The organism is Mesorhizobium japonicum MAFF 303099 (assembly GCF_000009625.1).
In the GTDB taxonomy this organism is placed as follows: domain Bacteria; phylum Pseudomonadota; class Alphaproteobacteria; order Rhizobiales; family Rhizobiaceae; genus Mesorhizobium; species Mesorhizobium japonicum.
Map to the genome: position 1 here is coordinate 3,534,261 of NC_002678.2, position 18,136 is coordinate 3,552,396.

Genomic DNA, 18,136 nt, shown 5'->3' on the forward strand with positions numbered 1-18,136 from the left:
GGACCCGGCTTTCGTAGCAGTCGCCATTGTTGTATCAAGCCTTTCCGAGAGAATACCTGCCGGAGCAAGGAAAAATGAGGGGCGTCAAGAACATGGCAAGTATTTTAGTGAAAGCTAATCTAAAGGGTGTCGCGGCATTGGCTGTCGTGTGGCTGTTGTCGGCCTCTATTGGCCCCGTGCTTGCCGAAGACGCCGCCAAGGAGTCCCAATCCAAACAGTCTCAGCCGAAGGAGGCCGGACCCAAGCCGGCCGACGCCAATCCATGGGCTGTGAACTGCTCCAGCGGCTCGACGGCCAACGAGCTTCAATGCCAGGTGTCGCAGAACCTCACCGAGGCCAAGACCGGGCAGCGCGTGCTGACCGTCACCGTGCGCCGCGACAACGCCAATGGCAGCTTCGCCATGCTGCTCGCTTTGCCGCACGGCCTGTTCCTGCCGTCCGGCGTCAGCTATCAGATCGACAGCGGCAAGAAAGTCACCGTCGCCATCCAGACCAGCGACCAGAACGGCGCCTATGCCGCGGTGCCGGTGGCGCCGGAACTGGCCAAGGCGATGAAGTCGGGGACGACGCTGAACATCGGCATGGAATCGGTGACGCGCAAGCCGGTCACCATCCCGGTTTCCCTCAAAGGCTTCGGCGCGGCGGTGGCCAAGCTGGAATCGATCAAGTAGGGATTGCGCCGGCAACCAACGGCCGATGCCCTATCAATTCGTCATCCACGGGCGGAGCAGTCACGCAGCGGCGTCGCGGAGATCCGAGGATGACGAAGTCACCTCCGCTGCACTTCAATTCAATGCGGGCAATACAAGCAAGCAACCCGCTTGATTGTCCGCGTCCGCAATGCTCCGCTGCCGCCCAGGACATCGGGAGAAACCCATGACAGGCTTTGTCGACCGCCAGCGCGCCGCGCAGTTGATGGAAAGCGCCGGCATCGCGGCGCTGGTGCTCTGCGCACCCGAGGCTTTCCACTATGCGACCGGCGCGTGGATCGGCCCGGCGGGACTGTTCCGGCGCGCCGGCGCCGGCTTCGTGATCATCCCGGCCGAACAAGATCAGCCGATCGGCGTTGTCGTCGCCGACTTCAACGCGACGCAGCTGCGGCTCACCGCGCCCGAAGCGGCTGTGCGGTCGCACCCGATCTGGATCGAATCCGCGCCGGTCGAGACGGCGCACGGACTGCCCCTGGCCCAACGCATCGAGGCTGGCCTTGCCTCGCTTGGCCGCGCGCCGGATTTCTCCCGTCCCGCCACCTTCGATCTCGCCGGCTCGGTGCGCCAGCTGCAGGCTTTGCTCAAGGAATTCGGACTGGGACGCGCAACGCTCGGCATCGATCTCGACTTTGTCCCGGCCGCCGATTTCGCGGCCATCCAGACGCTGCTGCCGGATTGCCCAATGGTCGACGGCGCGCCGGTGCTGGACAGGCTGCGAGCCATCAAATCGCAGCGCGAGATCGATCTGCTGCAGCAAGGCATTTTCCTCTCGGAAGCCGGGCTGGAGCGCCTGCAGGTGGATGCGATGGCCGGCATGCGTCAGGCCGATCTCGTCGCGCTCTACCGCAAGGGCGTCGCCGACGCGGCCGCCGGCCTGTCGCATCCTGTCGCGACAGCCGAGTATGTGACGCTGGGCGCTCGCGCCAAGGGCGCCGACGCCAGGGCCGTGGCCGGCGATCCCTTGAAATGCGACATGGTCTGCACGGTCGGTGGCTACGCTTCCGACATGTCGCGCAATTTCACCTTCGGACCGCCTTCCCAGGACCAGGCCGAGCTGCATGCCATCGCCGAGCGCGCCTTCGAGGACGGGGTGGCCGCACTGATCCCCGGGAACACGCTCGCCCATGTGCATCGCGTCGCCACCGACAGCCTGGCGCGGCAAGGCCTGCGCAGCTTCCGCCGCGGCCATTTCGGCCACAGCGTCGGCCAGTCGGTGTTTTCCGAGCAATGGCCGTTCATCGCCGCTGACAGCGACGTGGTGATCGAAGCCGGCATGGTGCTGGCCTTCGAAATCCCACTCTACATAGACGGCCTCGCCAGCTTCAATCTTGAGGACCAGTTCCTGATCACGGCGGACGGGCCGACGCCGATGAACCGGCTGCCGAGGCGGCTGGAGGGGATTGGGTAGCGGGGGTCCCTATCGCCGTAGAGCGCGACCGCCGGTGATCGCCCAGGGTCACGCCTTGATATTGCCAAGGCTCGAGGTCACCGCCATTCGCATGTTGGTGTCGGTAGCCCACACGCCGTCGAGCGGCATGTCGTGGAACGACAGCGTGCAAACATGATAAGAGGTCAGGTCGAAAAGGCAGGGAACGAGAGGAACAAAAATGCTCGAAATGGCACCGACGAAACAGGCAGCCGCATGGCTCGACTCCCTGGGGCAGGCGCTCGCGGCCGGTGATGCGATCGCCGCAAGCAATTTGTTCGTCGACGACTGCTACTGGCGCGATCTTCTGACCTTCACCTGGAACGTCACGACCATGGAAGGCCGTGATGCCATCGCCGCCATGCTCAAGGCAACGCTGGCGACGACCAAACCGACCGCATGGCAGCTCACCGGCGAGGCGACCTCGGACGAAGGCACGATCGAAGCCTGGTTCACCTTCGAGACCGCGGTAGCCTCGGGACAAGGCATCCTGCGGCTGCGCGACGGCCGCTGCCGCACCCTGTTCACGGCGATGACCGACCTCAAGGGGTTCGAGGAGCGCAAGGGCTTGGCACGGCCGCTCGGCGTGCGCCACAAGGCCGACCCCGAACGCGAGACCTGGTCGGAATCGCGGGCGCGCGAGACGCGCGAGCTCGGCGCTTCGGAGCAGCCCTATTGCCTGGTCATCGGCGGTGGCCAGGGCGGCATCATGCTGGGCGCGCGGCTGCGGCAGCTCGGCGTGCCGACCATCGTCATCGAGAAGAATGCGCGCCCGGGCGATTCCTGGCGCAACCGCTACCGCACGCTCGTGCTGCACGATCCGGTCTGGTACGACCATCTGCCCTACATTCCGTTTCCGGAGAACTGGCCGGTCTTCACGCCCAAGGACAAGATGGGCGACTGGCTGGAAATGTACACGCGCGTCATGGAGCTCAACTATTGGGTGGCCACCAAATGCCTCAGCGCCTCCTATGACGAGGGGCGGAAGGAGTGGACCGTCGTGGTCGACCGCGTTGGCCGGCAGATCACGCTGAAGCCGAAACATGTCGTCTTCGCCACCGGCGCCTACGGCCCGCCGCGAAAGATCGACCTGCCCGGTGCCGCAGCGTTCAAGGGCGAGCTGCTGCATTCCAGCCAGTATGCAAGCGGCGACAAATTCCGCGGCAAGAAGGTCGCCGTCATCGGCGCCGCCAGCTCCGGGCATGATGTCTGCGTCGACCTCTGGGAAAGCGGCGCCGACGTCACCATGATCCAGCGCTCGCCGACCACCGTGGTCAAGTCGGACACGCTGATGGAAGTCGGCTTCGAGATCTTCTCGGAGGGCGCGCTGGCGCGCGGCATCACCACCGAGAAGGCCGACATGATCGTCGCCTCGACGCCCTTCGCGCTGGTGCCCAAGGGCCAGCGCGCGCTCTACGAGGTGATCAAGGCACGTGACGCGGCCTTCTACGAGCGCCTCAGCGCCTCGGGCTTCGCCATCGATTTCGGCGACGACGAGACCGGCCTCTTGATGAAGGCCTATCGCACCGGCTCCGGCTTCTACATCGATGTCGGCGCCTCCGACCTGATCATCGACGGCAAGATCGGCATCCGCAGCGGCGTCGCCATCAAGGCGCTGACGGCGAAAGGTATCCTGTTCGAGGACGGCAGCGAGCTCGAGGTCGACGCCATCATCGCCTGCACCGGCTACCAGTCGATGAACGAGAATGTCGCGGCACTGGTCTCGCGCGAAGTCGCCGACAAGGTCGGCCCCTGCTGGGGCCTCGGCTCCGGCGTCAAGGGCGATCCCGGCCCCTGGCAAGGCGAGCTGCGCAACATGTGGAAGCCGACGGCGCAGGAAGCGCTGTGGTTCCACGGTGGCAATCTGGCGCTGTCGCGGTTTTATTCGAAATATGTGGCGCTGCAGATCAAGGCACGCATGGAGGGGATTGCCACGCCGGTTTACGGGAAGCCGAGCAATTCGAGACGATAGCATCCCGTGAGTTCGTCATCCTAGGGCGAAGCAAGGAGCGAAGCGACGCGGCGCAGACCCTAGGATCCATGCCGTGCCATTCATCACATGCGAATGCGGACCAGAACTAGCTGCCAATGCACGAACGGCGATAAAAGACGGCGTTCTGATCCGTTGCATTCTTCGGTGGCGGTCGCGGCATGGATCCTAGGGTCTCCGCTCCGCTTCGCTTCGCTCCCGCCCTAGGATGACGAGGGTCGCACAGCACTTATAGAGGAACTCGACACTCCGAGCCCTCACGGGCATCCCCCCTCACTCATGCCGGTGCCCGAAATGCCGCGCCGCCACCTCGACATGCGTATGCGCAGCATGCGCCTCGAAACGCTCGGTCTCGCTGACATCGTTCACCGCCTCGTTCGGCCACCAGGTGCCGCCGATGGCGATGCCTTCCGACACCAGCCGCTGGTCGGCGACCAGCGAGGCGCCGACCGCGTCGACGAAGGTGAACCGGCCGGACCGCTGGCGAAGCACGACGACGTCGCCGACGGTGCCGACCGCCAGCGTGCCGAGATCCGGCCTGGCGATCGCCCGCGCCGGCGCTTGGGTCGCGGCGCGCAGCACTTCGACCAGCGGCATGCCGAGCGCCATCAGCTTCGACATGCAGACCAGTATGTCGAAGGCCGGCCCGTCGACGCAGTAGAGATGCACGTCGCTCGAGATGACGTCCGGCGCCAGCCCCTCGGCCAGCATGGCGCGCGCCACGTCGAAATCGAACGAACCCATGCCATGGCCGAGATCGAAGATGACGCCGCGCTCGCGCGCCAGCCGCATGTTGGGTCGCACCGCGCCGGAGGCGAAGACCGGCGCGTTGGGGAACGGCCGGAAGCAATGGGTGAGGATATCACCGCGGCGCAGGCGCGGCAGCACTTCCGAGCGGCCGGGCGGCGGCTCGTCAATATGCGCCATCAGCGGCAGGCCGGCTTTGTCGGCGGCCTCGAGCGCCAGGTCGACCGGCGCGATGCCGCTGGTGCCGCCGGCATGCTTGCCGGAGCGGACCTTCACCCCGACGACGACATCGGCGTGCTCGCGCGCGGCGGCGACCACCTCGCGCGGTTCGCAGAGCCTCAGATCGCCGCACTCGCCGACCGACACCGACTGCGAGAAGCCGAAAATGCCGGCAAAGGAAATGTTGACATAGGCCAGGATGCGCACCCTGGACCGCTCCATGACATGGCGGCGGAAGCCGAGGAAATTGCCGGCGCCGGCGCTGCCGGCATCGATGAAGGTGGTTGTGCCGCTTTTGGCCGCCAGCCGGTCGGCATCGACGCCGAGCGAGGTGCCGCCCCAATAGACGTGGCTGTGCAGGTCGACCAGGCCAGGCGCGACGATGCAGCCCGTCGCGTCGACGATCTGCTCGGCGCGATCCGCAGGGATATCGGCGTCGATCGCCGCGACCCGGCCATTGGCGATGGCGACATCGCGTGGCGCGTCGATGCCGGACGCCGGATCGATCAGGCGTCCGCCCTTCAGCAGGAGGTCGAATTGCATTTTGGGAACCTCCGGTTTTCTGCGTTGCCGTCCTAGACGGGCCTGTAGGCGACCGCCTCGACCTCGATCTTGATGTCGATCATCAGCCGCGATTCGACCGTGGTGCGGGCCGGCGGGTTCTTCGGGAAATGCCTGGCGTAGACCGCGTTGAAGGCGCCGAAATCGCGCGCGTCTCCCAGCCAGACGGTGGTCTTCACCACGTCGTCCAGCGTACAGCCGGCCAAGGCCAGCGCCGCCTTCACATTGGCGAGCACCTGCTCGGTCTGTTCCGTGATGCCGCCTTTCACCACGATGCCGTCGCTGCCGACCGGAACCTGGCCAGAGACATAGACGAAGTCGCCGGCCCGCACGGCGGGCGACAGCGGCACATGGGATGTTCCAAAAGTCTGCTTGGGCAAGGGATTGGCTCCTCTGACGACGCGACAGGGCACCAGGGCGGCGCCCACTTCCGCGCAGATTTATCCCGATCGGGCCGGTCCCGATAGGGCTCTTGTTGGAAAGCAACATTCTTCAGAAAAATCCGTGTTGCTTTATTACAGGGGCGCTTGCATCGTGCGCGCCTGCCGGACGGCTTCCAGGCCGCGGCGACAGATGCCTGCGCGAGACCGGAGAAACCGAGAATGACCTTCGACAAGAACCCGTTTCCTTCAGGCGATGCCGACCGCCATGCGCTGTGGGAGATGCTGGTGCGGCGCGACATCGACGCTTTCATCGGCCAGGACTGGCCCATGGTCGAGCACGATTTCATCGTCGATAGCTTCTTCGGCATGCATGCGCATTTCCTCGCCAATGCCGATGCCTGGCGACTGCAGTTCCCGAGGCTGGAGATCTACCGCGACGAGTGGCTGCGCCAGGCCAAGGAGACCGCGGCGACCAAATTCGCCGAGCCGTTGCGCGAGGCGCTGTTTCGCGTCACCAATCTGCGCGACATCGATGTCGACGGCGACCGCGCCGTGCTGCACAAGAAGTTCGACGGCACCGTCGCCAAGGCGGATGGCAGCGTCGACCGGCTGAAATGGCAGACGCTGTATTTTTGCCGGAAGGTCGAAGGCAGATGGAAGATCGCCGGCTTCGTCGGCTACCTGCCCTATCCGCTGGGAGCCTGAGCGCGCCGTAGCGGGGACGGGTTGAAGGCTGTGGTGGCGGGATTGGCCATTCGTTCGTCGGCTATCATAGACGTTCAGAGTTAGCCGAGGCCGCCCCCCGCTAATCCCCCAGCCGCTATCGCCCGACCAGCACCGCGGCTCGGTAGGCCGGATTGCCGTACCAGGCCATCCGGTCGAGATCCGCCGCCCTGACCGGAAGGTCGACGACGTCCACAGGCTGTTCGAGCCGGTCGGGCTCGATCCAGGGATCGTTGAGGAAATAGATGCCGTCGCCATGGTCATGGACGAGCACCCAGTGCGGGCAGGTGTGGCCCATCATAGGCGCCTGATCGATCAGCACCAGCGCCAGAAGGCCGCGATCGAGCGCCTGGCCGATCTCTTCGACGGCAAAGGCGCGCGCCTCGATCGGCAATGACGCGGCTTCGGCCTCGCGCTTGAAACCGGCCTGCACGAAGCTCATCAGGCCGCGCCTTTCCTCGGAGCTTGCCCGGTCGAGGAAGATCGGTTCGGCGCTGCTCATGAAGATTTCGACCCGCAGGCCGCGCCGGTGCGCCGCCAGCGCCAGCCCGTAGGGGTCGCAGCCGCCCGGGCCGCTCGGGCCGATGATGGTGGTGGCCTCGCGCCAGAGCTCGACCTCCAGCGCCCGGTCCGGCCGCAAGGCGGGATCGAGCCCGGCCATCGCCATGGCCAGCGCCGACGGCCCGCAGGTAAAACCCGCCGTCTGCGGCCAGGATGGCGGAACCTGCCGGCGGGTCGGTTCGCTGCCGATCCAGCGCTGCAGGAAGCCGTCGCGGCGCTGCCACTGGCCGCCGATGCGCTGCACCATCTCCTCTTCGGCGCGCAGGCAGAGCACGCCCTGTGCAAGCGCCTCCTTCTCCAAGGCCTCGAGCAGGCGCGAGCGGTCACCCGCGCTGACGTTGGGAGCAGACCAGAACAAGGCGATACGCATCATCGCCGCCGCCGACCGGCCCTGACCGACCACGATCGCCTCCGGGCGGCCGTCACCGTATTGCGCCACGCCGGTGACATCGGCGATCTCCCGCAGCGCCGCCAGCCGATCGCCGGTCTCGGCCGGCACCGCCGCGATCAGGTCGGCCCAGACGGCCGCGTGTTCGGCCATGAAGACTGTGACACCGTCTTCAGCCGATACTACTCCTGGCTCCTCGAAGTGCTGCATGACCCGCAAATTAACCGGACAATGGCCGATCAGTACAGCGTGACGAAGGCCGGGAACAGCAGGCCCGTCTCCCGCAAATACTCGATCAGTTCGATGGCCGGGAAGATGGCGAGGAAATAGAGCCCGTCAAAGAAGGTGCGCTTGAGCGCGCGCGTCGAGAACTGCAGCTGGTCGTCGTCGCGGTAGAGCAGCGGGTTCGGCCAGAAGCGCGGCGTCGTCTTGATATAGGCGGTATAGGCCGGGCCGAACTTGCCCAAGAGATATTCGGCTTCCTTGCGCGCCGTGACGCGGAAGATGAGGAAGCTGGCGACGCCAAGCACGGCCGCCGCCACCAGCGAGCCGTAGAGCAGACCGATGCCGACCGCACCCACCGTCGAGAAGAAATAGAGGGGGTTCTGGCTCATCGAAAACGGCCCCGTCGAAACCAGCTCCTCGTTCTTCTTGCCGCCGACATAGAGGATGCTCCACAGCCGGCCGGCAACGCAGGCGAGCACCAGGCAGAAGCCCAGGAATTCGAGCGCTTCGTGACCGTTCGAGCCCTCGCTGAGCGCCGGCTTGGTGAGGAACAGCAGCAGCACCGCCAGCACCGCCGCCACCCGCACGAAGATCAGCCGCTTGCGCTGCACGAAAGCCTCTGAAACCGGCTTGAGGGAGGCATAGCTCATTCGTGTTTCCTGGAGCACGGATTGCGGGTTCGCCACTGGGGCGCGCCATTGATGGCGGATACAAGGCGGTCACCTTCTATCAGCGCAGCACGCGGCGTTCGTAAAGGCCTTTTGCGCCAACCGGGGTCATCCTTACGAATTTGTATGCCCCGGGACAGGCTGGAGTGAAGTCTCTTCCTTATCGTTCAGATGCCGGTCCGCCAATTAGGGGCCGGCTTCAATTACCGCGGCCGGACCACCGGCATCAGATAGGGAATGGTTTCATGACAAGATTTGCACTTGCCATCACAGTGGGGACCCTCGCTGTCTCGGCGGCGATTTCCACCGCTTATGCGGCCCCCGCGCCCTGTGAGGAAAGTTTGAAGGCCCTTCGTGCCGCTGAAGCGGCAGCCAAGCTCAACGACGCCGACAAGAACAAGGTCTCGGAGCTGGAGACCAAGGGCATCGAACGCTGCAATGCCGATGACGACAAGCGCGCCGACGACTTCTTCGCCCAGGCCATGAAAGTCATGGGCAAGTAGTCCATGCCGTCCAAAGCACCCTCGGGCCTCATCCGAGGGTGTGCAGCGATTGAGATGCATGAAATAGGGTCGAATCGCACGAATCCCTCGCGATGCGCTTTCACCCCCGCCGCAACCATCAACCTCAGGACTTCAGCCATGCTCCCAACCAACAAGCAGTCTGCCGGACCGAGCCAGAACAGGGTTCCGGAGGTCACGCTCGATTTCTGGCTGATCAAGCTGATGGCGGTCACCATGGGCGAGACGGCGGCCGACTATCTCGCCGTCAATCTCGGGCTCGGGCTGACCGTCACCTCGCTGATCATGACCGGCGTGCTGATCGTCGCCCTTGGCCTGCAGTTCGCGCAGAAACGCTACGTGCCCTGGGCCTACTGGCTGGCGGTGGTGCTGATCAGCGTCGTCGGCACGCTGATCACCGACAACCTCGTCGACACGTTCGGCGTGCGCCTGCAGACGACGACGATTGCCTTCTCGGTCGCGCTCGCGGCGACTTTCGCGGTCTGGTACGCCAGCGAAAGAACATTGTCGATCCACACCATCTTCACGACGAGGCGGGAGATCTTCTACTGGCTGGCGATCCTGTTCACCTTCTCGCTCGGCACCGCCGCCGGCGATCTCGTCGCCGAGAGTTTCGACATGGGCTATCTCACGTCGGGCCTTATGTTCGGCGGCGTCATCGCGCTGATCGCGCTTGCCTATTATCTCATCCACCTGGACGCCATCCTCGCCTTCTGGCTGGCCTATATCCTGACGCGCCCGCTCGGCGCCTCCTTCGGCGATCTTCTGTCGCAACCGCTCGAATATGGCGGCCTCGGCTTCGGCACCACCTTCACCAGCCTGATCTTCCTGGGTTGCATCGCTGCACTCGTTCTCTACATGACGCTGAAGAGAACGGCCGACGATGCCGACGAGATCCTGCTCGAATCGGACTGACGGCGAGCACCGCAGCCGGCCTCGTTAGCGCCCAGGGCTCGACCATCCTAGGAACGGGGCCATGCCGGTGATAGCCTGTGCCCGATATCGGCAATCAACCGGAACGGCGATGCGACTTCTTCTTGTCGAGGACGACCAAAAGACAGCGGACTATATCGTCAGGGGACTGACCGAGGCCGGCCATGTCTGCGACCTCCTGCGCAACGGCCATGACGCGCTTTTCGCCGCCACCAGCGGCAGCTATGACGTGATCGTCGCCGACCGCATGATCCCGGGTCTCGACGGCCTGTCGATGGTCAAGGCGGCGCGCGCGGCGGGCGTGCGCACGCCGGCGATCTTCCTCACCTCCATCGGCGGCATCGACGATCGCGTCGAGGGTCTGGAGGCCGGCGGCGACGACTATCTGGTCAAGCCTTTCGCCTTTTCCGAGCTGCTTGCCCGCATCAACGCGCTTGGCCGGCGGCCGGCGGCGCAGGAGCAGAAGACGGTGCTGCGGGTCGCCGACCTCGAAATGGACCTCATCATGCGGCGCGTCACGCGCCAGGGCCAGCCGATCGACCTGCAGCCGCGCGAATTCAGCCTGCTCGAGGTGCTGATGCGCGGCGAGGGCCGCGTCATCACCCGCACCATGCTTCTGGAGCGCGTCTGGGACTTTCATTTCGATCCCAAGACCAGTGTCGTCGAGACCCATATCAGCCGGCTGCGGGCCAAGGTCGACAAGCCGTTCGAGGCCCAGCTCATCCATACCATCCGCAACACCGGCTACAGCCTGCACGCACCGCTTGCGCCATGACCGGAAGCTGGTCTCGCCTGCTGCGCAGCACGCCGTTCCGGCTCGCCCTGACATTCGGCTTCCTGTTCATGCTGGCCTTCGTGCTGTCGGGCGCCATCGTCTACCAGATGATGAGCGCCGATCTTGCCGAACGGCTCGACGAGAGCATCAAGGAAACCTATTCGGTCGTCGCCGCCACCTATGCCGCGAACGATCTGGAGGACCTTGTCGCCACGATCGAAAGCCATGCGAAGCTCAGCCCGAAGAAAGAACAGCTGTTTTCGCTGACCGACCCGGCCGGGAACCACCTGGCCGGCAACTTCACCGCCACCGGGCTTCCCGACGGGTTCTCGGGGTTCGACGCCGTGTTGCCAGGCGTGCCTCCGGATACGGAGTATCGCGCCTTTTCCGGTTCGGTCGGCGGCAACAATCTGACGGTCGCCTTCAGCCTTTCCGAAACGGAGGAGCTGGAAACAGTGGCGATGATGAGCTTCGGCTGGGCAACCCTGATCATCACCGGACTGGCGGTCGCCGGCGGCGCCCTGCTTGCCTCGCGCGTCCAGCTCCGTCTCGATGGCATTGCCGCCACCATGGTCGATGTCTCGCATGGCCGGCTCGATACCCGCATTCCGCTGACCGGCACGGGCGACGACATCGACATCGTCTCCAGCCAGGTCAACGCGGCGCTCGATCGCCTGTCGGGCCTGGTGGACGGCATGAAGCAGGTCAGCGCCAACATCGCGCATGATCTGAAGACGCCGCTCAACCGGCTGCAGATGATCCTGGAAGGCGCCGCCGACAAGGCAGCGCGGGATCAGGACGTCTCCGACGATCTGGCCGACGCGCGTGCGGAGGGCCATCAGATCAACGAGACCTTCGATGCGTTGTTGCGCATCGCTCAGATCGAGGCCGGTGCCCGCAAGGCGCGGTTCACCGATCTCGATCTCGGCGAGGTGCTGGAAATCATAGCCGAGATCTACACCGATGTAGCCGAGGACGACGGAAAGTCGCTGGTGTCGACGCAACTGCGTGAGACAGCAGACCCGATTCATGGCGATCGGGAACTGTTGACGCAGATGTTCGCCAATCTGGTCGAGAATGCGCTGCGCCATTGCCCGCCCGGGACGACCATCAAACTGTCGGTGACGCGCCAGGCCGAGCGTGTCGTTGCCAGCGTCGCCGACAATGGACCCGGCATTCCTCCGGACGAGCGCGAACAGGTGTTTCAGCGGCTCTACCGGCTGGACCACAGCCGCTCGACGCCGGGCAACGGCCTTGGCCTCAGCCTGGTGCGGGCCATTGCCGATTTGCATGGCGCATCCATCGCCCTTGACGATTGTCAGCCTGGCCTCGCCGTGGTGGTGAGCTTTCCGCTGGTAAGATCGGCGGCGTGATAGGGCCGAAAGCTGGTGCCAGAAACTTACCAGAGCGCCAATAGCTTACGAAAGGGTATGAGGCCGGCGACCCGCCCGTAAGCTTGCAGCGGCATAATGAATGGACCCAACCGTCCATCGAAAGGCTGCGGAAAATGAAAGACCTTTTTCGGAAAACCACCGGTATCTTGCCCGCTCTCGCCGTCGCGGCGTGCCTGGGCACGACAGCCCTCCTGGCTCCGGTGCTTGGCAGCCTGCCGGCCTCGGCCGCCGAGAAGCCCATCCAGCCGGAGAAGAACCCGCCGGGCGACATCCCCGATTCGCAGGTCTTCATCGACTACACCTCGCCGCTAGGGTTCACCCTGAAGGTGCCGGAAGGCTGGGCACGGTCGGACCGTGCCGACGGCGCAAGCTTCGTCGACAAGTTGGATGGCGTCGCGGTCACGGTTTCCAAGGCGGACGCCGCGCCCACTGTCGACAGCGCCAAAGCGGACTATGTCGCCAAGCTCGAGGCGGCCGGGCGTGCTGTGAAGGTCAGCGCGGTCAAGCAGGTCAAGCTGCCGGCCGGTACCGCGATCCGCATCGTCTACACATCGAACTCCGAGCCGAACGCGGTAACCAACCGGCAGGTTCGCCTCGAAAACGAACGCTACCTCTATTTCAAGGACGGCAAGCTCGTTGCGCTCGAACTTTATGCACCCAAGGGCGCCGACAATGTCGATCAATGGCAATTGATGTCCAACTCGTTCCGGTGGAAGTGAGATGCACGCGCTGGACGCGCATGAGATCTATCGCTTTTTCCATATAGGCGACGACGAGACGGCCGCCTTGCGAGGCGTCAGTTTCCACATCGCCGCAGGCGAGATCGTCGCCCTGGTCGGACCATCCGGCAGCGGCAAATCCACCTTGCTGGCCTGTGTGACCGGCCTCGATGAACCGGATGGCGGCTATGTCGAGGTGGGCGGCGTTCGGCTGACGCGGCGACCGGAAGCGTATCGCACGCGCGTTCGCGCCGCCAGCTTCGGCATTCTGCTGCAGTCGGGAAACCTGTTCGGCCACCTGAACGTCGAGCAGAACCTTCGATTGCAGATGCTGCTGGCGAACAAGCCGGACGACCGGCGAATGGCCGGCCTGCTGGAAAGTGTCGGCCTTTCGCATCGCGCCCGCGCTTTTCCGACCGAGCTGTCCGGCGGCGAGACCGCGCGCGCCGGTCTTGCCGTGGCACTGGCCGCCGATCCGCCGATCCTGATTGCCGACGAGCCGACCGCGGAGGTCGATAGCGAGACCGAATCCCGGCTGATCGCCCATTTCGAGGCGCGGCGCGACGCCGGACTGGCGACGCTGCTGGCCACCCACAGCAAGGTGCTGGCGCAGAGGGCCGATCGCATCATCAGGCTGAAGGATGGGAGGATCGCCCGTGGCTGAAACGCTCGTCGTCGCAAAGGGCCTCGGACGAGACTTCCGGGATGGCAACGCCGGCCGGATCAGCGTGCTGCGCGATGTCGACTGCGAGATCGCGTCGGGTGCACGCATCGCTCTCGTCGGACCTTCCGGCAGCGGCAAGACGACACTGCTGCATATTCTCGGCGGCCTCGACCGGCCGACGGCCGGTACCGTCGAATGGCCGGGACTGGGTTCATTCGAAACTCTGAGGCCACGCCAGATCGGCTTCGTGTTCCAGTCGCCCAGCCTGTTTCCTGCCCTCACCGCGGTCCAGAATGTCGGCCTGCCCATGCTGCTGGCCGGCGAGAATGTCGGCGCCAGCGACATCGGGGCATCGCTTCTGCAATCGTTCGGCCTTGGCGAACTCGGCGATAAGCTGCCGGAGGAACTGTCCGGCGGCCAGGCCCAGCGCATTGCCATGGCGCGCGCTCTGGCCATAGGTCCGAAGCTTGTGCTGGCCGATGAGCCGACGGGGCAGCTGGACAGCCGAACGGCGCTGCGCTTCTTCGACGCCGTGTTCGACCGTCTGGAAGGCACCGACATCGCCCTGGTCGTAGCCACACATGACGAAGCCGTGGCCAACCGCATGGCGACGCGCTGGACGATGGATCACGGCCGGCTCACCACAGGGCATCGGCCCGGGGCGGCTGCCGCATGATCATCCTGCTGTGGATTCGTGGTGTGCTTGCCCGCCGCTTCCTGCGCGTGGCCGGTGCCGCCGCCGGCATCGCGCTGACGGTCGCTCTGCTCGCCACGATGGCGCTCTTCCTCGCCAGCGCCGGTGCATCGATGACCGTGCGGGCCGTATTGGCAGTTCCAATCGACTGGCAGGTGCAGGTGATTTCCGGTGTCGATCCCGACCTCGTCGGCAAGGCGCTGACGGACGCTGCTCCGGTCACGGCCGTGCATCCGGTCCGCTATGCCGATGTCGCCGGCTTCGAGGCACAGACCGGCGGCACGACCCAGACCACGGGGCCTGGTCAGGCGGCTGCTTTCGACAGCCAGTATTCCAGCGATTTCCCGGCGGAAATCCGCTCGCTTTCCGGCACCCTCGACGGCGCGCTGATTGCCCAGCAGACAGCCGCCAACCTCCATGTCGGTCCTGGCGACACTGTCTCGGTCCGGCGGATCGGCCTGCCGCCGGCAGAGGTCAGGATTGCCGGCGTGGTCGACCTCCCGGACGCCGACGCTTTGTTCCAGGCCGTCGGCCTGCCGCCCCAGGCAGCGCCACAGGCTCCACCCGACAATGTCCTCATCCTGCCACAGGAAGCCTGGCGGCAATTGTTCGATCCGCAGCAGAAGGCGCGCCCCGACACCACCCGGCTGCAATTGCATGTGCGGCTGGCCCACAAGGCGCTGCCGCCGGATCCCGTCACGGCCTATACTTTTGTCACCGCCGCCCAGCACAATCTCGAGGCGCGGGTCGCCGGTCAGGCGCTGGTGGCCGACAATCTCGGTTCGCGCCTCGGGGCGGTCCGCGAGGATGCGCTGTACGCCTCCGTCCTGTTCCTGTTTCTCGGGCTGCCCGGCGTCGCGCTGGCGGTTGCGCTTACCTTTGCCGTCACCGCCTCCAGTGCGGCACGCCGGCGCACGGAGCAGGCGCTGCTTCGCGTCCGCGGCGCGACGACCAAAGCCATCCTGTTGCTGTCCGCCACGGAAGCCGCTGTCGCGGCCATCGCAGGCACCGCGATCGGCATGGCTGCGGCATCGCTGCTTGCCATTATCGTTCCGGGTCTCGGGGCGGTGCTTGGCGTCAACGTGCCGACGCTGCTCCTTGTCGCCTTGTTCGGGCTGCTGGTCGGGTTCATCGCCTTTCTCTACCCGGCGTGGCGGGACGCGCGCTGGGCGACCGTGACCGCGGCACGGCGGACCGTGAGCCGGCCGGGCGCGCCGCTCTGGCAGCGCCTTTGGCTGGACATGCTGCTGCTCGCCGCAGCGGGGTTGTTCTTCTGGCAATCGGCGAGTACCGGATACCAGATCGTGCTTGCGCCCGAAGGCGTGGCGGCGACAGCGGTGGACTACAAGGCATTCGTCGCGCCGGCCTTGTTCTGGCTTGGCACGGCGCTGCTGACAATCAGGCTGTCGGCCACGGTGATCGCGCGCAATGGCGCGCTCCTGCGCATGATTGTTGCCCCGGCATCGGGGGCACTGGCGCCCATTGTGTCGGCCGCCCTGTCGCGGCAAGCGGGGCGGCTGACGATCGGCATTGCGATGACCGCGCTGGCCATCTCCTTCGCCACGTCGACCGCCATCTTCAACACCACCTACAATGCCCAGGCGCGCATCGACGCCGAGCTGACCAACGGCTCCGACGTCACCGTCTTCGGCACGACGGACAGGCCGGCCGGAGCGCACCTTGCGGCACTCGCCTCGCTGCCCGAAGCGGCAACGGCCGAGCCCATGCAGCATCGTTTTGCCTATGTCGGCGCGGACCTGCAGGATCTTTATGGCATCGATCCCGCCCGCATCGGACGCGCCACCGGTCTTTCCGATGCCTATTTCAGTGGCGCCAGCGCGGCGGGCACGCTCGCCCTGCTCGCCGCGACGCCGGACGGCGTTCTGGTCTCGGAAGAGACCGTGCAGGATTTCCAGCTCCAGCAGGGCGATACGATCAATTTGCGGCTCATCGATGCCAGGGATCACCAGTATCATCCCGTGGCCTTCAAATTCATCGGCGTCGCCCGCGAATTTCCGACCGCGCCGAAGGATTCCTTCCTTGTCGCCAATTCGGCCTATGTGGCCGGGATGACCGGCTCCGATGCGTCCGAATACGTGCTCATGCGGGCCAGGGCCGATCCTGCCGCATTGGCCCGGCAGGTTTCGTCGGCGCTGACCTCCGATCCGTCGCTGAAGGTGGCCGACATCGGCCAGGCCGCTCATCTCATCGGCTCGAGCCTGACCGCGGTCGATCTCGCCGGATTGACGACAATCGAACTGGGCTTTGCGGTGGTCATGGCGGCCGCCGCCGCCGGGTTGATGCTGGCCCTGGGGTTCTTCGAGCGTCGCCGGCCTTTCGCCATCCTGGCCGCGATCGGCGCCAAACCGCGCCAACTCGCGGCCTTCCTGTGGAGCGAAGGTCTGCTGGTCCTCGTCGGCGGCATGACGTTCGGCCTGCTTTCTGGCCTGTTGACGGCATGGATGCTGGTCAAGCTGTTGACCGGCGTTTTCGATCCGCCACCCGAAGCACTGTCGATCCCCTGGCTTTATCTGGCGGTCATGCTCGGTCTCGTCGCCGCTTCGGTGGCTGCCGCCGTTTGGTCCGCCAAGCCGTCGGCGGAACAGGCAGCGGAACAGCTGCGCGATTTGTGAGGCCAAGCGTCGACTTACCTATTTGTAAAGTTGCGGCCAGCCCCTCGACAACTCCACGGCCTAAGCTCGTTTTGTCTCTCGCTGGCGCAAATCCAGGAAAAGCGCGGTGTGGTTTTCGGGGAAAGCGCGGAGCGCCTTCCCTTGGGAATTGCGTCGAAACGAAGAGGCAGATCCGGCGGCCAAACGGCCCGGATACCGGAGCCGCTCCAGGCCAATAGCCAGCGGCTTCACAACCAAGTCAAACGGGAAAAAGACCATGAAGAAGTCAGCTATCGCAGCCGCAATGATACTCGCCGTCATATCCTCGACCGGTGCTTTCGCCGAGGCGGCCACCGGCACCATTGCCAGCATCGACAAGAAGGGCGACTCCATCACGCTTTCCGACGGCAAGACCTTCGTGCTGCCGGAAGGCATCGAGGCCGAGACGCTGAAGGTCGGCGAGAAGGTGGTGGTGACCTATTCGACCAAGGCCGGTAAGCTGGCGGCATCGAGCATCAAGCCGGCTAAATAGACGCCACGTGGCCCAATTCCGTCGGCAGCGGTCTCGACCGCTGTCGGTGGGTTCGGCGTCTTGAGGTATTCCGGTGATCAGGCGATCGAACTGGGCGTGGGCACCCTGCCGGGTTTTTGCAAATCGGTACGGGCTTGTCGCTCACCGATCGATCCGCGTCGACAAAATGATCGACGATGAGGTCCGCTCGACCCCGTCCATGGCGCCGATCTGGTCGAGCAGCGCGTCTAGGTCGCGGATCGACGGCGCGTCGACGATGACGATCATGTCGAAATTGCCGCTCACCGAATGCAGCGTCCTGACCGGCGGCAGCGCCTGCAGGGCGCGCACCACCTTGTCGGCGAGCTTGGGCGTGACGGTGAGCAACACATGCGCCTTGACCAGGCCCTGTTCATAGTCGGCGGAGAGCTTGACGCCATACCCTGATATGATGCCGCGCTGCTCCAGCCGCTCGATCCGGCTCTGCACCGTGGTGCGCGACACGCCGAGACGCCGCGCCAGTTCGGCCGTCGAAGCACGGGCGTTGGAACGCAGCAGGGAAAGCAGCGCCTGTTCGGCTTCACTGAGCATTTTGACAAATCCCTTCGGCGGATCGACTAAAGATAGGGTTCACTCTGCCAGATTTCACGCTTCCTTTCGACAGGCAAGCTGCGATGATTCCCGCCAATTCGTGAGCAATTCCAGGAAAAGC

18 protein-coding genes are annotated in these 18,136 nt (G+C 65.2%); 13 read left to right on the forward strand and 5 right to left on the reverse strand.

What is annotated here, in order from left to right; translation table 11 throughout:
• Window positions 1–92: 92 nt before the first annotated feature.
• The 3 genes from MAFF_RS18355 to MAFF_RS18365 all read left to right on the forward strand — a co-directional run bounded on the left by MAFF_RS18355 (window position 93) and on the right by MAFF_RS18365 (window position 4,108).
• A complete protein-coding gene (locus MAFF_RS18355; protein ID WP_162034357.1) occupies window positions 93–671 on the forward strand; it encodes an invasion associated locus B family protein in 579 nt (192 codons plus the stop codon).
• A gap of 205 nt (window positions 672–876) precedes the next feature.
• Window positions 877–2,118 carry a M24 family metallopeptidase gene (locus tag MAFF_RS18360; RefSeq protein WP_044548503.1) on the forward strand — a complete coding sequence of 414 codons (1,242 nt, stop codon included), beginning with the start codon at window positions 877–879 and terminating at the stop codon, window positions 2,116–2,118.
• A 199-nt stretch (window positions 2,119–2,317) separates the two neighbouring features.
• Window positions 2,318–4,108, forward strand: a complete 1,791-nt coding sequence (locus MAFF_RS18365) for a flavin-containing monooxygenase (RefSeq protein WP_044548505.1) — start codon at window positions 2,318–2,320, stop codon at window positions 4,106–4,108.
• 291 nt (window positions 4,109–4,399) lie between these two features.
• Here MAFF_RS18365 and MAFF_RS18370 read toward each other — a convergent pair whose 3' ends face one another.
• Together MAFF_RS18370 and MAFF_RS18375 are read right to left on the reverse strand one after the other, a co-directional pair.
• Window positions 4,400–5,635 (reverse strand): amidohydrolase/deacetylase family metallohydrolase, encoded by a 1,236-nt coding sequence (locus MAFF_RS18370; protein WP_010912446.1) that lies wholly within the window; start codon window positions 5,633–5,635, stop codon window positions 4,400–4,402.
• A gap of 32 nt (window positions 5,636–5,667) precedes the next feature.
• Window positions 5,668–6,033, reverse strand: coding sequence for a RidA family protein (locus MAFF_RS18375; protein WP_044548507.1), 366 nt, complete (start codon window positions 6,031–6,033; stop codon window positions 5,668–5,670).
• A gap of 222 nt (window positions 6,034–6,255) precedes the next feature.
• On the opposite strand from MAFF_RS18375, the gene MAFF_RS18380 reads away from it, so the two are divergent.
• Complete coding sequence (locus MAFF_RS18380) at window positions 6,256–6,741, forward strand: hypothetical protein (RefSeq protein WP_010912448.1); 486 nt, start codon at window positions 6,256–6,258, stop codon at window positions 6,739–6,741.
• Between the two features lie 115 nt (window positions 6,742–6,856).
• Here MAFF_RS18380 and MAFF_RS18385 read toward each other — a convergent pair whose 3' ends face one another.
• Window positions 6,857–7,861: a peptidase C39 family protein gene (locus tag MAFF_RS18385; protein WP_244420577.1), complete on the reverse strand. Its 1,005-nt coding sequence runs from the start codon at window positions 7,859–7,861 to the stop codon at window positions 6,857–6,859.
• Window positions 7,862–7,947: 86 nt separating this feature from the next.
• Complete coding sequence (locus MAFF_RS18390) at window positions 7,948–8,583, reverse strand: methyltransferase family protein (protein ID WP_010912450.1); 636 nt, start codon at window positions 8,581–8,583, stop codon at window positions 7,948–7,950.
• A gap of 263 nt (window positions 8,584–8,846) precedes the next feature.
• Between MAFF_RS18390 and MAFF_RS18395 the strand changes: the two genes are divergently transcribed.
• From MAFF_RS18395 to MAFF_RS18440, 9 genes are all read left to right on the forward strand, one after another.
• Window positions 8,847–9,104 (forward strand): hypothetical protein, encoded by a 258-nt coding sequence (locus tag MAFF_RS18395; protein ID WP_044548509.1) that lies wholly within the window; start codon window positions 8,847–8,849, stop codon window positions 9,102–9,104.
• A 138-nt stretch (window positions 9,105–9,242) separates the two neighbouring features.
• Complete coding sequence (locus MAFF_RS18400; protein ID WP_044548511.1) at window positions 9,243–10,037, forward strand: COG4705 family protein; 795 nt, start codon at window positions 9,243–9,245, stop codon at window positions 10,035–10,037.
• Window positions 10,038–10,146: 109 nt separating this feature from the next.
• On the forward strand, window positions 10,147–10,830 hold the full coding sequence (locus MAFF_RS18405; RefSeq protein WP_010912453.1) for a winged helix-turn-helix domain-containing protein: 684 nt from the start codon (window positions 10,147–10,149) through the stop codon (window positions 10,828–10,830).
• Window positions 10,827–12,203 (forward strand): sensor histidine kinase, encoded by a 1,377-nt coding sequence (locus MAFF_RS18410; protein ID WP_010912454.1) that lies wholly within the window; start codon window positions 10,827–10,829, stop codon window positions 12,201–12,203. Before MAFF_RS18405 ends, MAFF_RS18410 begins: the two co-directional genes overlap by 4 nt.
• A 134-nt stretch (window positions 12,204–12,337) precedes the next feature.
• Window positions 12,338–12,943, forward strand: coding sequence for a hypothetical protein (locus tag MAFF_RS18415; RefSeq protein ID WP_010912455.1), 606 nt, complete (start codon window positions 12,338–12,340; stop codon window positions 12,941–12,943).
• 1 nt (window position 12,944) lies between these two features.
• The gene (locus tag MAFF_RS18420; protein ID WP_010912456.1) at window positions 12,945–13,607 is read left to right on the forward strand and encodes an ABC transporter ATP-binding protein; all 663 of its coding nucleotides are present in this window, start codon (window positions 12,945–12,947) and stop codon (window positions 13,605–13,607) included.
• Window positions 13,600–14,283, forward strand: coding sequence for an ABC transporter ATP-binding protein (locus MAFF_RS18425; protein WP_196774173.1), 684 nt, complete (start codon window positions 13,600–13,602; stop codon window positions 14,281–14,283). Before MAFF_RS18420 ends, MAFF_RS18425 begins: the two co-directional genes overlap by 8 nt.
• The gene (locus MAFF_RS18430; RefSeq protein WP_010912458.1) at window positions 14,280–16,934 is read left to right on the forward strand and encodes an ABC transporter permease; all 2,655 of its coding nucleotides are present in this window, start codon (window positions 14,280–14,282) and stop codon (window positions 16,932–16,934) included. Before MAFF_RS18425 ends, MAFF_RS18430 begins: the two co-directional genes overlap by 4 nt.
• A gap of 256 nt (window positions 16,935–17,190) precedes the next feature.
• Complete coding sequence (locus MAFF_RS18440) at window positions 17,191–17,445, forward strand: DUF1344 domain-containing protein (RefSeq protein ID WP_044548515.1); 255 nt, start codon at window positions 17,191–17,193, stop codon at window positions 17,443–17,445.
• A gap of 141 nt (window positions 17,446–17,586) precedes the next feature.
• On the opposite strand, the gene MAFF_RS18445 is transcribed toward MAFF_RS18440, so the two are convergent.
• The gene (locus MAFF_RS18445; RefSeq protein ID WP_010912460.1) at window positions 17,587–18,015 is read right to left on the reverse strand and encodes an Lrp/AsnC family transcriptional regulator; all 429 of its coding nucleotides are present in this window, start codon (window positions 18,013–18,015) and stop codon (window positions 17,587–17,589) included.
• Window positions 18,016–18,136 lie beyond the last annotated feature (121 nt).